This is a genomic window from Stenotrophomonas chelatiphaga (assembly GCF_001431535.1).
Taxonomy (GTDB): Bacteria; Pseudomonadota; Gammaproteobacteria; order Xanthomonadales; family Xanthomonadaceae; genus Stenotrophomonas; species Stenotrophomonas chelatiphaga.
Genome location: NZ_LDJK01000043.1, coordinates 77,499 through 91,822, shown reverse-complemented (window position 1 = coordinate 91,822; position 14,324 = coordinate 77,499). Strand labels below are relative to the sequence as shown.

At 66.6% G+C, this 14,324-nt stretch carries 13 protein-coding genes; 10 read left to right on the top strand and 3 right to left on the bottom strand.

Going from position 1 to position 14,324, the window contains the following annotated elements:
• Window positions 1-122: 122 nt before the first annotated feature.
• From ABB28_RS10380 to ABB28_RS10370, 3 genes are read left to right on the top strand one after another with little or no spacing between them, the layout of a single operon-like run.
• Window positions 123-1,040, top strand: coding sequence for a bestrophin family protein (locus ABB28_RS10380; RefSeq protein WP_057508554.1), 918 nt, complete (start codon window positions 123-125; stop codon window positions 1,038-1,040).
• Between the two features lie 24 nt (window positions 1,041-1,064).
• Window positions 1,065-2,054: a porphobilinogen synthase gene (hemB, locus tag ABB28_RS10375; protein ID WP_057508553.1), complete on the top strand. Its 990-nt coding sequence runs from the start codon at window positions 1,065-1,067 to the stop codon at window positions 2,052-2,054.
• 33 nt (window positions 2,055-2,087) lie between these two features.
• Window positions 2,088-2,354, top strand: coding sequence for a gas vesicle protein GvpG (locus ABB28_RS10370; protein WP_057508552.1), 267 nt, complete (start codon window positions 2,088-2,090; stop codon window positions 2,352-2,354).
• Between the two features lie 100 nt (window positions 2,355-2,454).
• Here the strand turns inward: ABB28_RS10370 and ABB28_RS10365 are convergent, their stop codons facing one another.
• The gene (locus ABB28_RS10365; RefSeq protein ID WP_057508551.1) at window positions 2,455-3,321 is read right to left on the bottom strand and encodes a TolB-like translocation protein; all 867 of its coding nucleotides are present in this window, start codon (window positions 3,319-3,321) and stop codon (window positions 2,455-2,457) included.
• A gap of 67 nt (window positions 3,322-3,388) precedes the next feature.
• Here ABB28_RS10365 and aroE point away from each other — a divergent pair, with 67 nt between their 5' ends.
• The 3 genes from aroE to dinG all read left to right on the top strand — a co-directional run bounded on the left by aroE (window position 3,389) and on the right by dinG (window position 6,819).
• Window positions 3,389-4,231, top strand: a complete 843-nt coding sequence (aroE, locus tag ABB28_RS10360; RefSeq protein ID WP_057508550.1) for a shikimate dehydrogenase — start codon at window positions 3,389-3,391, stop codon at window positions 4,229-4,231.
• A complete protein-coding gene (locus tag ABB28_RS10355) occupies window positions 4,228-4,587 on the top strand; it encodes a hypothetical protein (protein WP_312682889.1) in 360 nt (119 codons plus the stop codon). Before aroE ends, ABB28_RS10355 begins: the two co-directional genes overlap by 4 nt.
• A gap of 156 nt (window positions 4,588-4,743) precedes the next feature.
• A complete protein-coding gene (gene dinG, locus ABB28_RS10350; protein WP_211260386.1) occupies window positions 4,744-6,819 on the top strand; it encodes an ATP-dependent DNA helicase DinG in 2,076 nt (691 codons plus the stop codon).
• Window positions 6,820-7,006: 187 nt separating this feature from the next.
• On the opposite strand, the gene ABB28_RS17765 is transcribed toward dinG, so the two are convergent.
• The gene (locus tag ABB28_RS17765; protein WP_259169898.1) at window positions 7,007-7,360 is read right to left on the bottom strand and encodes a helix-turn-helix transcriptional regulator; all 354 of its coding nucleotides are present in this window, start codon (window positions 7,358-7,360) and stop codon (window positions 7,007-7,009) included.
• 381 nt (window positions 7,361-7,741) lie between these two features.
• Between ABB28_RS17765 and ABB28_RS10345 the strand changes: the two genes are divergently transcribed.
• Both ABB28_RS10345 and ABB28_RS10340 read left to right on the top strand, forming a co-directional pair.
• Window positions 7,742-9,052 (top strand): ABC transporter permease, encoded by a 1,311-nt coding sequence (locus ABB28_RS10345; RefSeq protein ID WP_057508581.1) that lies wholly within the window; start codon window positions 7,742-7,744, stop codon window positions 9,050-9,052.
• Window positions 9,049-10,275: an ABC transporter permease gene (locus ABB28_RS10340; RefSeq protein WP_057508547.1), complete on the top strand. Its 1,227-nt coding sequence runs from the start codon at window positions 9,049-9,051 to the stop codon at window positions 10,273-10,275. Before ABB28_RS10345 ends, ABB28_RS10340 begins: the two co-directional genes overlap by 4 nt.
• 117 nt (window positions 10,276-10,392) lie before the next feature.
• Here the strand turns inward: ABB28_RS10340 and ilvD are convergent, their stop codons facing one another.
• Window positions 10,393-12,228, bottom strand: a complete 1,836-nt coding sequence (gene ilvD / locus ABB28_RS10335; protein WP_057508546.1) for a dihydroxy-acid dehydratase — start codon at window positions 12,226-12,228, stop codon at window positions 10,393-10,395.
• A gap of 223 nt (window positions 12,229-12,451) precedes the next feature.
• On the opposite strand from ilvD, the gene ABB28_RS10330 reads away from it, so the two are divergent.
• Window positions 12,452-13,024 (top strand): DUF1190 domain-containing protein, encoded by a 573-nt coding sequence (locus ABB28_RS10330; protein WP_057508545.1) that lies wholly within the window; start codon window positions 12,452-12,454, stop codon window positions 13,022-13,024.
• Window positions 13,025-13,027: 3 nt separating this feature from the next.
• The gene (locus tag ABB28_RS10325; RefSeq protein ID WP_057508544.1) at window positions 13,028-14,206 is read left to right on the top strand and encodes a glutathionylspermidine synthase family protein; all 1,179 of its coding nucleotides are present in this window, start codon (window positions 13,028-13,030) and stop codon (window positions 14,204-14,206) included.
• Window positions 14,207-14,324 lie beyond the last annotated feature (118 nt).

The following is a 14,324-nucleotide window of genomic DNA, read 5'->3' as shown; positions in this document are numbered from 1 at the left end:
CGCGGTGCGACCGTCGGTCGCAGGCGGGCCGGGAGGCCGCTGGCGCGGGCGTACAATGACCAGCCCGAGGGCCGTCCGGCCCTGCCCAGCGCCAGACCGGCGCGCAACGCTCCCGACGCCCCATGATCATCCGCCCACGCCCGCACGGCTGGCAGCTGCTGTACATCCTGCGCGGTTCCATCGTTCCGGCGGTGGCGCCCAAGGTGCTGGCGATCCTGCTGCTGGCCATCGCCGTGTCCGCGGTGGTGGAACTGGGCAACGTGCCGGGCATCGAACGGGTGTCTTCCGCGCCGTTCGCGCTGCTCGGCCTGGTGTTGTCGATCTTCCTCAGTTTCCGCAACAACGCCTGCCACGAACGCTGGTGGGAAGGCCGCAAGCTGTGGGGCCAGCTCATTTTCGAATCGCGCTCGCTGGCGCGCCAGGTGCAGCAGCTGCTGCCCGACGATGCACCGCGGCGCGCGCGTATCGGGCACCTCGCCATTGCCTTCGCCCACGGCCTGGCCGCACGCCTGCGCGGCGCGGATGAAGCGCAGGTGGCACGGGAATGGCTGGAGGCCGATCAGCGTGTCCTGCTCGACGACCGCCGCAATGCGCTGGATGCGCTGCTGTCGATGATCGCCGCCGAACTGGCGGTGCCGCTGCGCGACGGCCGCCTCGCGCCGATCCTTTATGCGCAGTTCGAAGAGCGCCTGCATGCGCTGTCGTCCATCCAGGCCGGCTGCGAGCGCATCCTCGCCACCCCGCTGCCGTTCGCCTACACCCTGCTGCTGCACCGCTGTGCATGGCTGTTCTGCGTGCTGCTGCCGTTCGGCCTGGCCAGTTCACTGGGCTGGGCCACGCCGGTGCTGTCGGCGGTGCTGGCGTATGCCTTCTTCGGCCTGGACCAGCTGGGCGAAGAGATGGAAGACCCCTTCGGCACCGAACCCAACGACCTGCCGCTGGATGCGATGGTGCGGACGATTGAAATCGACCAGCTGGACGCGCTGGGCCAGCGCCCGCTACCCGACCCCCTGCTGCCGCGCGACTATCGCCTGCAGTGACCCGATGCCTTGACGGAGCCCCCCATGTCGCACCCCCTGTACCGCCCCCGCCGCATGCGCCGCGATGACTTCTCGCGCCGGATGATGCGCGAAAACACGCTGACCGTGGACGACCTGATCCATCCGGTGTTCGTGCACGAACATGCCGGCCGCACCGCGATTCCCTCGATGCCGGGCGTGGAGCGCCTGTCCATCGAAGAACTGCTGAAGGTCGGCGAGGCGGCGGTGGAGCTGGGCATCCCGGTCATCGACATCTTCCCGGTGATCGACCCGGCATTGAAGTCGCTGGATGCCGAAGCCGCCTGGGCCGACGATGGCCTGGCGCAGCGTGCGGTGCGCGCGTTGAAGGAACGCTTCCCGACGCTGGGCGTGATGACCGACGTGGCGCTGGATCCGTACACCACCCACGGCCAGGACGGCATCATCGACGACACCGGGTACGTGCTCAACGACATCACCGTCGCAGCGCTGGTGAAGCAGTCGGTGTCGCACGCACGGGCCGGCGTGGATGTCATTTCGCCGTCGGACATGATGGACGGGCGCATCGGTGCCATCCGCCGCGGGCTGGACGAGGCCGGCTTCATCAACACCCGCATCATGGCGTACTCGGCGAAGTACGCTTCGGCCTTCTACGGCCCATTCCGCGATGCGGTGGGCAGTGCCGGCAGCCTCGGCAAGGCCGACAAGAAGACCTACCAGATGGATCCGGCCAACGGTGACGAGGCCCTGCGCGAGATCGCACTGGACCTGGAAGAAGGCGCGGACATGGTGATGGTCAAGCCGGGCATGCCGTACCTGGACGTGGTGCGACGGGTCAAGGAAACCTTCGGCGTCCCGACCTTCGCCTACCAGGTGAGCGGCGAGTACGCGATGCTGAAGGCAGCCGCGGCCAATGGCTGGCTGGACGAACGTGCCTGCGTGATGGAGTCGCTGATGTGCTTCAAGCGCGCTGGCGCCGACGGCGTGCTGACCTATTTCGCGCCGCAGGTGGCGCGCTGGCTGCACGAGCGCTGACAATAGCGGCTTGTGCACGAGGAGAACGGAACCATGGAAATCCTGGGCGTTGGCCACTGGATGATCTGGATCATCGGGGTGGTGGTGTTCGGCGCGCTGATCGTCTGGCTGGCGCTGGCAGCGTTCCGCGAAAAACGGCGTGCACCGGAACTGCCGTCGGCCGCCGCACGCGTGTCACGCGAACTGCAGCAGCCTGAAGCGGTGCAGGCCGAACTGGCGGCGTTGAACCAGCGCAAGGACGACGGCCGCATCAGCGAAGCAGAGTACGAACAGGCGCGCGCCAGACTGCTCGACCGGTAGGGACGGCCGCTGGCCGTCCGCATCACCTGGTAGGGACGGCCGCTGGCCGTCCGCCGTTGGTGGGTGACGACCGTTGGTCGTCACGCTTCCGCGTCCGCCGTCAGCCCCCACACCCGGCTACCGCCACCCCACGTGGCGCCATCATCCGGTACACATCGCTACCCCCCGCCCGGGGCGCGCGCGCGCTGCTGCTGGCCAACAGCAGTTCACCCGGCTTGGCCGCGTCGATCACCGGCGCACGGGTCATCCCGTCGGCCGTGTTGAACGACAGTGCCACCGGCTGCAGGCCGCCCGCGGTCCACGCGCAGTCGCTGCGCCACAGCTGGGCCGTGCCCTCGCCGGCACGGGTGAACACCACCGCACCTTCATTCCCCAGCCAATCGCCGTCGGTTTCGTCGGCCGCACTGTTCAACGCGTCCAGCGCGACCGCCGGGCCGCGCGCATCGGCGCGTAACGTCGCCACCTGCAGGTCCCAGCCGCGCCCCTTGCCGGCCTGTCGCGCGAACAGCAAGCGCTGCCCGTCCGCGCTCAGCGCCGCGCCGCGCTCGGCCGCCTGCACGCCGGTTTCCTGCCAGCGCTCGGCTGCGCCGAACCGCCCGTCCGCGTCGATGGCCACCCGATACAGCGCCATCGTGCCATCGCGGTCGGAGGCGAACAGCAGCCAGCGCCCGTCGTGGCTGAAGTACGGGTCCAGGTCATCGGCCGCGCTGTTCAGTGCCAGCGGCTGCGGTGCCTGCCAGCGGCCGTCGCGCAGCTCGGCCTGCCACAGGTCCCAGCCTCCGCTGCCGCCGCCGCGGTCACTGGCGAACACGATGCGTTGGCCATCCGGGCGCAGGCTGGCGCGGCCTTCCCCGGCCTTGGTCGAGACCACGCCCATGCCTTCGATGCCGAATTCATTCAACGCCATCGCCACGGGGGCGCAGAGTAAACTGGCGGCCACAACCAGCAGGGGCAGGGAAGATCGCATCGTCCAGGTCCAGGCAGTACAGGGACGTCCAGTGTAGGGCGTCCCCTTCGAACCATCCGAGGATTCCATGACCGATCGCTACGCTGTCTTTGGCCACCCCATCGCCCACTCCCTGTCGCCGGACATCCACGCCGCATTCGGCCGGCAGGAAGGCATCGCGGTGGACTACCGTGCCATCGACGCCACGCCGGACGGCTTCCTCGCCGCATTGGAAGCCTTCGCTGCCGAAGGCGGCCGGGGTGCCAATGTCACCCTGCCGCACAAGGAAGCCGCCTTCGCGCTGTGCACCACGCGCACCGCGCGCGCCACCCGTGCCGGCTCGGTCAACACGCTGCTGCGCAAGGGCGACCGCTGGCACGGCGACACCACCGACGGCGCCGGGCTGGTGCGTGACCTCACCGATCGCCACGGCCAGGACCTGCGTGGTCGCCGCGTGCTGCTGCTGGGCGCCGGCGGTTCGGCCCGCTCGGTGGCCCCGTCGCTGCTGGATGCCGGCATCCGCGAACTGGTCGTGGTCAACCGCACGCCGGAACGCGCCGATGAACTGATCGATGCGATGGGCGAACCCGGCCGCGCGCTGAGCCGCTACTGGGATGACCTGCACGACCTGGGTGACTTCGAACTGATCGTCAACGCGACCTCGGCCGGCCGCGACCCCAGCGCATCGTTCAAGCTGCCGCTGTCGCTGGTCAACAGCATGACCACCGCGGTGGACCTCAACTACGGCGACGCCGCCATCGCTTTCCTGGCGTGGGCGCGTGCAGCCGAATGCCGCAACACCGTCGATGGCCTGGGCATGCTGGTCGAACAGGCCGCCGAAAGCTTCCAGCAGTGGCACGAAGTGCGCCCGGACACCGATGCGGTGTACGCCGGGCTGCGTGGCAACCACCGCCTCACCGGAGAGGAATGAGCATGCAGGGCACCGACCTGTTGATGACCGTGTTGAGCCTGGTAGGCGTGCGCCTGCCGGTGTTGATCGCGCTGACCATCGGCGTGGTCTGGGTGATGGACGTTCCGCGCGGGCCGGTGCGCAGCGGTGCGCTGGCCGGGCTGCTGCTGCTGGCGGTGACCACCGTGGTCGGCCTGCTGGCCTCGATGCTGCCGATGGTGCTGGTCAGCATGGGCCGCTACGAGTCCATTTCCGGGATGAACATGATCTTCGGTGTCGTCCACTTCGTGCTGTCGCTGATCGAAGCATTCGGGCTGGTGCTGGTGGTCTGGGCGCTGACCCGTGCCCTGCGCGGTGGCGTGCCGCGCCCGGCCTGACCCTGCACGGGTCCCTGCGGCAGCGCAGGGACCGCTCCGCAGCGGGCTGACAGGTTCAGCGTCGCGGCCCGGGCGGACCGGCCCGGCATGCGACAATACGCAGCCTGATCCCGTACCGGTAATCCTGGCGTGACTGAACCTGTCGCCGTGCCGCGCATGCTTGATGACGCCTTGAAGGATGCAATCCGCAAGGCGTACACCACGCTGCAGGCCAACACCCCCGGCTTTGCCACCCGCCGCTCGCAGAGCCAGATGATCGGCGTGGTGTCGCGTGCGCTGGCCAAGAGCGGTGGCGTGGGCGTGGTGGAGGCACCGACCGGCGTCGGCAAGAGCCTGGGTTACCTCACCGCCGGCGTGCCGATCGCCATCGCCACCAAGAAGAAGCTGGTGATCAGCACCGGCACCGTGGCGTTGCAGTCGCAGCTGGTCGAGCGCGATATCCCGAACTTCCTCAAGGCCACCGGGCTGGAAGCCACCGTGGCGCTGGCCAAGGGCCGCACCCGTTACCTGTGCACGCGCAACGCCGCCGAAGCGCAGGGCGAGGCCTCGCAGGGCGGCATGTTCGAAGACGAGCAGCCGCTGTACGACCGTCCGCTGGCCCCGATTGAAATGGACATCGCCGCGCGGCTGACGGTGGCCTTCACTTCCGGCAGCTGGGACGGTGACATCGACAACGCACCGGAAACCATCAGCCCGGGACTGCGCGGCCGCATCACCACGCCGGCCTCCGCGTGTGCCGGACGGCGCTGCGCGTATTCGGCGCAGTGCGCGGTGCTGCGTTCGCGCAATACCGTGCGTGATGCGCAGATCGTGGTCACCAACCACGCACTACTGCTGTCAGCGCTGTCCATCGGCGAAAGCGAGAACAACCAGCCGCTGATCGCCGCGCCGTCGGAGATGCTGCTGGTGCTCGACGAGGGCCACCACATCGGCAACGTGGCCATCGACCAGGGCGCGGCCAGCCTGGCGCTGGATGACATGGCCAAGCGCGTCGGGCGGCTGCAGATCCTGATCGCCGGTGCATACCGTGCGGTGGACAAGGACCGCCTGGGCAACCTGCTGCCGAACGAGGCCATCGAGGTCGCCAGCAACGTGGCCAAGCAGCTGCGCGCCTTCCGCGACCACGTCGAAGCCTTGTGGATGCCGGCCCCGGCGGACGAAGAACCGATGTGGCGCGCGGCCAACGGGCGGCTGCCCGAGGCCTGGCGCGAGCCGATCGAAGCGCTGGCCGACGACACCCGCAGCCTGTTCAACTGGGCGCACGCGGCCAACGCCCAGGTCGCCAAGGGCAAGCAGGATGACCCCGCCCGCGAGCGCCTGCAGCGCAACCTCGGCATGGCGCTGGAAATGATCGAAGGCCAGTACAACCTGTGGCAGGCCTGGCGCCGCGAAGACAAGGACGGCGCGCCGCCGATGGCGCGCTGGATCACCGCCACGCGCGAAGGCGACCTGGTACTGCACGGCTCGCCGGTGTCGGCCGCGCACGTGCTGCGCAAGCTGCTGTGGGATGAAGTGGATTCGGTGGTGATGACCTCCGCCACGTTGACCGGGGGCGGCGATTTCCAGTCGCTGGCCATCGACAACGGCATTCCGGAGGACGCCGAAATGGTGTCGCTCTCTTCGCCGTTCGACCTGCCCAACCAGGCCGAGCTGATCGTGCCGCCGTTCCCGGTCACGCCGGACGACCGCGAAGGCCACCCGCGCGAAGTGGCGCGTTACCTCGGCAAGGAACTGGACTGGAAGAAAGGCTCGATGGTGCTGTTCACCTCGCGCTGGAAGATGGAAAAAGTGGCCGGGCTGATGCCTGCCGCCAAGCGCAAGCAGGTGCTGGTGCAGGGTGAAATGTCCAAGACCCGGCTGATCGACGAACACCTGCGCCGGGTTGCCGCCGGCGAAGGCTCGGTGCTGTTCGGCCTGAACTCGTTCGGCGAAGGCCTGGACCTGCCCGGCGAAGCCTGCACCACGGTGGTGATCACCCAGGTACCGTTCGCGGTGCCGACCGATCCGCAGACCGCCACCCTCAGCGAGTGGTTCGAAGCCCGCGGGTTGAATGCCTTCAACCTGATCGCCGTGCCGCACGCGCTGCGCACGCTGACCCAGTTCGCCGGCCGCCTGATCCGCACCTCCACCGATACCGGCCGCGTGATCATCCTCGATTCGCGCCTGCTCAGCCGCCGCTACGGCAAGCGCATCATCGATGCGCTCCCTCCGTTCAAACGCGTGATCGGCTGATTGCCCCCGCCCCTGGATCACACGTGATCGGCGTATCGCCCCGGGTAGCGCCGAGACATGCTCGGCGGCTTCCCCCTTCCAGTATCTGTTCCCCTCAACGGCCCGTCGGGTCCGGCCGAGTGGTGCGCGAGCGGACGCTCACAACCAAGCTGGGCACCACAGCGCGATTCGCACTGGCCTGATCCGTCTAAAGATGGACTTCGGCACTTTCCATCAATGCTACAACGCTGGCTACAACCGACACCGGGAGATTCCTTGACGAGGCGATCATCCTGGATTCCAGCGACGCCCTCGCACCTCCTGCTGCTGCACGTGCCTCGATCCCTCTACCCTGTGCCAGCCACGAAAGGCTGATGTTCATCACTTCGCTCAGGCGCTGGAGATGTGCGATGGACGGCGAGAAGCCGTGCTCACGTTCCCAATGACCGACTGTCGAACGGTTGACGTTCAAGGCAGCGGCAAGATCGGTCTGTGAGAGCCCACGGTCCACTCTCGCTCTGCGTAATCGTGCAGCCAGTGTCGTTCCTGCGTCCAGATCCAAAGCAGTCTCCGCGAAGTGGTCTCGAGCAGGGTCCTAGTGTTCGAGATGGAGCCCCGCCAGTCAAAGGTCGACGGCGACCTTTCGCCGCATCCCGGTGTGGATCAAGACAGCGAAATCAAAGCCGAAAATGCCTTGCTGTGTGATCCACAGCAACACGCTTGCGATTGTCTCGAGGAGCGGGGATTAATGGCCGCGGACGTTGAGCAGGAGCGTATCTGGTGTCACCACGGCATGGATCGGGGAAGCCATGGATTCTGGGTTTGATGCACCTCATTGAAGCCCGGGACCGGGTACAAAACAGTACCGCTTGGCTCTCAGTGGAACCGGTGGACGTGGTGCCTGCGGCTGCGACCCTTCTTCACTGACCTACTGGCGGCAATCGTGATCGCTTACTACTTCAGCTTGGCGTACAGGCGCCTGCTGGCAACCAAAGGCATGAGCATTGCGTTGATGCTCGCACTGGGCCTGGGTGTCGGGGCCAGCATGACGATGCTGACCGTCGTCGACGCAATGACATGGGATCCGTTGCCAGGGCGTAGCAACCATCTTTTCCATCCAGTCCTGGATCCTCTGCCGGCGTCATATCCTGTCCGCGCTGGACGCGATCCACGAATGGCCATGGCATGGCCGGATGCACAAGCGTTGCTCAAGCTGGGCCCCGCTTCCCAACAGGTGGCGCTTGCCTCCGGCAAGCTGCTCGTCGACAGCCAGATGGGTGTACCCCGACCCTTTCACGCGAGAGGGCAGTACGCCACTGCCAGCGTTTTCGAGATGTTCGGGATAGCCATGGTGGCCGGCCGCCCGTGGACTCAAGGCGAACAGGAGCGTCGCGCGCGCGTGGTGGTGCTGAGCCGCTCGTTGGCCGCGCGGGTCGGTCTTGGTGAGAGACAGGTGGGTAACACCGTCAGGCTGGGCGGGCGCTCGTTTACGGTGATTGGTATCGCCGAGGACTGGAAGCCGGGGCCCCGTTTTCACACCGATCTCCAGCAGGAGGTCTTCAAAGGCTCAGAGGAGTTCTTCATTCCTCTGGGTTTGACGATGGACCTCGACCTGGAGGTTACAAGCAGCCTGTTTTCCTGGTCGGACGCGGGCACGGGAAACAGGCTGGAGGATCCCCGATCCTCGTGGCTCCAATACTGGGTCGAGCTTGGCGACGGTACCCAGAAAGCGGCATACATGCGCTTCCTGGAGCACTACGTGCAAGCCCAGGTTGACGTGGGTCGCTTTGAACGATACGTCACGCCGCGTCTGCCGAGCCTGCACGAGTACCTCAACGAACAGCAGATCGTGCCGGATGAGGTCAGGTTGCAGCTTGCGCTATGCATCGCGTTCCTTGCGGTGTGTCTGCTCAACATGAGCGCCCTGATTCTCGCCCGCTTCCTTGGCAGGAGCCATGAAATTGCCATTCGCCGCGCCTTGGGCGCGCGGCGAATCGACATCATCGGCCAACTACTGAGCGAGGCGGCGATCATTGGGGCCTGCGGTGGACTCATCGGGTTGCTTGTCGCCCAATTGGGTACTGCGCTGGTTCGCCGCCAGCCCGAAGACTACGCGGCCCTCGTGCATCTGCATCCCGGCCTGATGATGGCCACGTTGGTGCTCGCGCTGGTCTCAAGTCTAGTGGCGGCACTGCCCCCCGCGCTGCGTACGCTTTCCGGACGCGTGGCCATGCAGATAAGTGTCGCCGAATGATATTCAGTCAGATTCCGTTGATCGCAAGATCGCTGAGGCGCAACCGGATCACGGCGCTTGTCCTCTCCATGCAGATGATGGTTGCCACGGCGTGCGTGGCCAACCTGACGTCTCTTCTGATGGACAGACTGTCCACGTTGGGTCTGGATACGGGAATGCAGGAGAACGGCCTGCTGGTCGTCGAGGCGGAGTTCATTGGAGATCCCGCCAGGAACCCCTCCGCCGCCATAGCGACGGACGTTGAAACCCTGCACCGTACGCCCGGTGTGAGCGATGTCGTGGCAGTTGGGTCGCTTCCGTTGTCAGGACGGAACTGGACAGCTGGCTTCACGGACAGACCCATTGAAGGGGACCAGATCGAAGGCATAACCGAGGTGGAGCCTTCGGTGTATGCGGTCTCTGCTCCAGCGGTGCGTCTACTGGGGCTGGAACTGATCGCCGGACGGGATCTTTCGCCTGATGCGTTTGTCGCCATGCGTTCCAAAGATGGCTATGCAGGGCTGCACAGCGCAGGCGAAGCTGTTTTGTCCGAAGCAGTGGCGAGGCGCATTTTTCCTGGCAGTAGTGCGATCGGCAGGTTCATCTATGCCGACGCACGGTACCCGGTGCGCGTGGTCGGCGTTGTCAGAAGGCTGTCCAGGCCTGTGCTCCGCAATCACGAAGATGACGGCCTGTCCCTGATGCTGCCGCTTGTTCCTGATACGAACCGGGTCATGTACGCGATCCGCGAGTCGACGGGCGTAGCGGGCATTGGCGTGAACAAAGCGCGGGAGGTGTTGTTCCAGCTCGATCCTACGCGCAGCATCGTGAGCAGCACCACCTTCGGGGAGCTGCGTTCGGACTACCTCCGCCATGACCAGATCATGGCCGTCGTTTTCCTGAGTGCCACGCTCGCCCTGCTCCTGGTGACCGCCATCGGCGTCTATGGGCTGTCCAGCTTCTGGGTTCGCCGACGCTATGCGCAGATAGCCATAAGGCGTGCACTTGGGGCGCGAAGGGTGGATGTCATGGTGTATTTCCTGGTCGAAAACCTGATGCTGGCGGCGGTAAGCACGTTGATCGGGACGACCGCAGCCATGGGCATCAACCTGCTGGTTGCCAGACACTACGAGGTGGCACGACTGGGTCCGGCCTATCTGCTGGCGGCAGCACTTGCGGTTGTTCTGCTTGGGCAGATCGCGGCATTTGTTCCTGCCTGGCGTGGTGCCAGGCAGGGGCGGTAGAAGGGGGGCGAAATGCCCCAAGGCTCGGCGCTACCGCGGGTATCGGTAGTGACGGCCGCTGACCGTCACGCTTGTGCCTGCCGCTGCCTTCGGCGCTACCGTGCAGACCCCTCTTCGTCAGTCGAGCAGGGCGGTGTTGCGGACGGCGCCCTTGTCGGCGCTGGTCGCCAGCAGGGCGTAGGCCTTCAGCGCGCTGGTGACCTTGCGCGGGCGTGCTTCCAGCGGCTTCCAGCCGCGTGCATCGGCGGCGGCGCGACGCTCGGCCAGGGTGGCGTCGTCCACCAGCAGGGTGATGCCGCGGGCGGGGATGTCGATGCGGATGCGGTCGCCGTCGTGGACCAGGCCGATCACGCCGCCGCTGGCGGCTTCAGGCGACACGTGGCCGATCGACAGCCCTGAGGTGCCGCCGGAGAAACGGCCGTCGGTAAGCAGCGCGCATTGCTTGCCCAGTCCCTTGGACTTCAGGTAGCTGGTCGGGTACAGCATCTCCTGCATGCCCGGCCCGCCCTTCGGCCCTTCGTAGCGGATCACCACCACGTCGCCCGGCTTCACCTGATCGGCAAGGATGCCGGCCACCGCCGCGTCCTGGCTTTCGAATACGCGCGCATTGCCCTCGAACACATGGATGGACTCGTCCACGCCGGCGGTCTTCACCACGCAGCCGTCCACCGCCAGGTTGCCGCGCAGCACCGCCAGCCCGCCTTCCAGCGAATAGGCATGCTGCAGCGAACGGATGCAGCCTTCGGCACGGTCCAGGTCCAGCGACGGCCACCGCGTGGCCTGGCTGAAAGCCACCTGGGTGGGGATGCCGGCCGGGCCGGCGGCAAAGAACTCATGCACCTTCGCATCATCGGTGAGCGTGGCATCCCAGCGCTTCAACGCGTCGGCCAGCGACGGGCTGTGCACGGTCGGCACCGAGGTATCCAGCAGCCCGGCACGGTCCAGTTCGCCGAGGATGCCGAACACCCCGCCGGCACGGTGCACGTCTTCGATGTGGTATTGCGGCGTGTTCGGCGCCACTTTGCACAGCTGCGGCACGCGCCGCGACAGCGCATCGATGTGGGTCAGGTCGAAGTCCACGCCGCCTTCCTGCGCGGCCGCCAGCAGGTGCAGGATGGTGTTGGTCGAGCCGCCCATGGCGATATCCAGCGTCATCGCGTTGCCGAACGCGGCCGCGGTGGCGATGCCGCTCGGCAAGGCGCGCGGGTCTTCGCCGCCATACCAGCGGTGGCACAGCTCCACGATCACCCGGCCGGCGCGGCGGAACAACATCTCGCGGTCGGCGTGGGTTGCCAGCGTGGTGCCGTTGCCCGGCAGTGACAAACCCAGCGCTTCGGTCAGACAGTTCATCGAATTGGCGGTGAACATGCCCGAACACGAACCACAGGTGGGGCAGGCGCTGCGCTCGTACTCGGCGACCTTTTCATCGGAGGCGCTGTCATCGGCGGCGATCACCATCGCATCCACCAGGTCCAGCTTGTGCTCGGACAGCTTGGTCTTGCCCGCTTCCATCGGGCCGCCCGACACGAAGATCACCGGGATGTCCAGGCGCAATGCGGCCATCAGCATGCCGGGGGTGATCTTGTCGCAGTTTGAAATGCAGACGATGGCATCGGCGCAGTGCGCGTTGACCATGTACTCCACCGAGTCGGCGATGATTTCGCGGCTCGGCAGTGAATACAGCATGCCGTCGTGGCCCATGGCGATGCCGTCATCCACCGCGATGGTGTTGAACTCCTTGGCCACGCCGCCGGCCTGTTCGATTTCGCGTGCAACCAGCTGGCCAAGGTCCTTCAGGTGCACGTGCCCGGGCACGAACTGGGTGAAGGAGTTGGCGATGGCGATGATCGGCTTGTGGAAGTCGCCGTCCTTCATGCCGGTGGCACGCCACAGGGCGCGGGCGCCGGCCATGTTGCGGCCGGCGGTGGAGGTGCGGGAACGGTACTCAGGCATGGGCTGGCAGGAACGGGCGGGCCGTACGACGTGGGTGTCTGGCGATCATGCCGGAAGATCTCGGTTGCTGCTGCAACCACCCGGACCGTCGGGCCGGGGGGGCCGCGCATTTTTCCCGATGGCTGGAACCTGACCCCATCGTTCATGTTGTTGCTTTGCCGACTTTGGTTGCAGGCGCTGATGCGGCATTATTGGTGGGTTGATCCGCATGAGGCATGAGGCCATGAAACGTTCCCGCACCACCGCGCTGCTGTTGATGAGCGCCGCACCGCTGCTGTTCACCGCCTGCCAGAAGGACGAACAGGTGCAGGTGCAGGAAGGGCTGTATACCTCCGTGCAGGCCTGCACCGAGGCCACCGGCGATCCGTCGTCGTGCCGCAATGCCTTTGCCGAAGCGCAGCGGCAGTCTGCCGATGCCGCGCCGAAGTACGCCGACAAGGCGGCCTGCGAAGCCGATTACAAGCCGGAAGAATGCGTGGAACAGCGCACCTCGGCAGGCACCTCGTTCATCGGGCCGATGATGATGGGCTTCTTCATGTCGCAGATGATGAACAGCGGACGTGCGGGCCTGGCCCAGCAGCCGCCGGCCGCCAGCCCGGCCTACCAGGACAAGAACGCCGGTTGGGCGCGCTCGGCCCCGGGTGGCAGCGGTGGCCTGAACACCGCCAGCGGCATCGGCGCCGGCAAGGCCGGCCTGGCCCCGGTCAGCAACGTGCCGAACCGCGCCACCACCGCCAGCCGCGCCGGCTTCGGCAGCACCAGCGCGCGCCGTAGCGGCGGCAGCTTCGGCGGCTGATCGATGCAGCGTGTCCGCATTGCCGAGCGCGCCCAGTGGCGCGCTCGTGCCGAAGAAGCCGGCTTCCGCTTCCACACCATCGATGGCCAGCCGTACTGGGATGAAACGGCGTACTACGCCTTCACCCTGCGCCAGATCGAGCAGGACATCGAAGACCCCAGTGCCGAACTGCACCAGATGGCGCTGTCCCTGGTCGACGACGTCGTGGCCTCCGATGCGCTGATGGACAAGCTGGCGATCCCGGCGCATTACCGCGACTGGATCGCCGACAGCTGGCGCCAGCGCCAGCCGCACCTGTACGGCCGCCTGGACCTGGCCTATGACGGTAGCGGCCCGGCCAAGCTGTACGAACTGAACTACGACACCCCGACCTCGCTGTTCGAAGCCAGCTTCTTCCAGTGGCAATGGCTGGAAGACCAGCGCAACGCCGGTCGCCTGCCGCAGCACGCCGACCAGTTCAACGCCCTGCATGAAGCACTGGTGGAGCGTTTCGGTGAGCTCGCCGCCAGGCTGCCGCCGCCGCTGTTCTTCAGCGCCGTGGGCAGTTCGCAGGAAGACGTGGGCACGGTGGACTACCTGCGGGACTGCGCCGCCCAGGCCAACCTGCACGGGGAGGGCATCGCCATCGAAGACATCGGGCTTTCCGAAGATGGCCGCTTCACCGCGCTGGACGACACGGTGATCGGCACGCTGTTCAAGCTGTATCCCCTGGAAGACCTGATGGCTGAGGAATTCGGCCGCGCGCTGCCGGCGTCCGGGGTGCAGTTGCTGGAACCGGCATGGAAGGCGGTGCTGAGCAACAAGGGCATCCTGCCGTTGCTGTGGGAGCGCCATCGCGGGCATCCGAACCTGCTGGAATCGCACTTCGATGATGGCCGCACGCTGGGTGCCGGCTGGGTCCGCAAGCCGCTGTTCTCGCGCGAAGGCGCCAACATCGAAATGCACCTGGCCGATGGCAGCGTGCAGCGCAGCGACGGGCCCTACGATGGCCCGGCGATCCTGCAGAAAGCGCATCCGTTGACCCGTTTCGAAGGCGGTTATCCGCTGATCGGCAGCTGGGTGATCGGCGACCAGGCCTGCGGTATCGGCATCCGCGAAGATGACAGTGCGATCACCCGTGACAGTGCGCGTTTCGTGCCGCACGCGATCATCGACGAAGCGCCGACGCAGATCTACGTCTGACCCCACGCGGTGACGACCAACGGTCGTCACCTGCCAAGGCCGGGCGGGCATCCGGTGGCGCCGTGCCATGCCCGGCGGCTTTGGGTCGGCATTGCGTGATGGACGGCCAGCGGCCGTC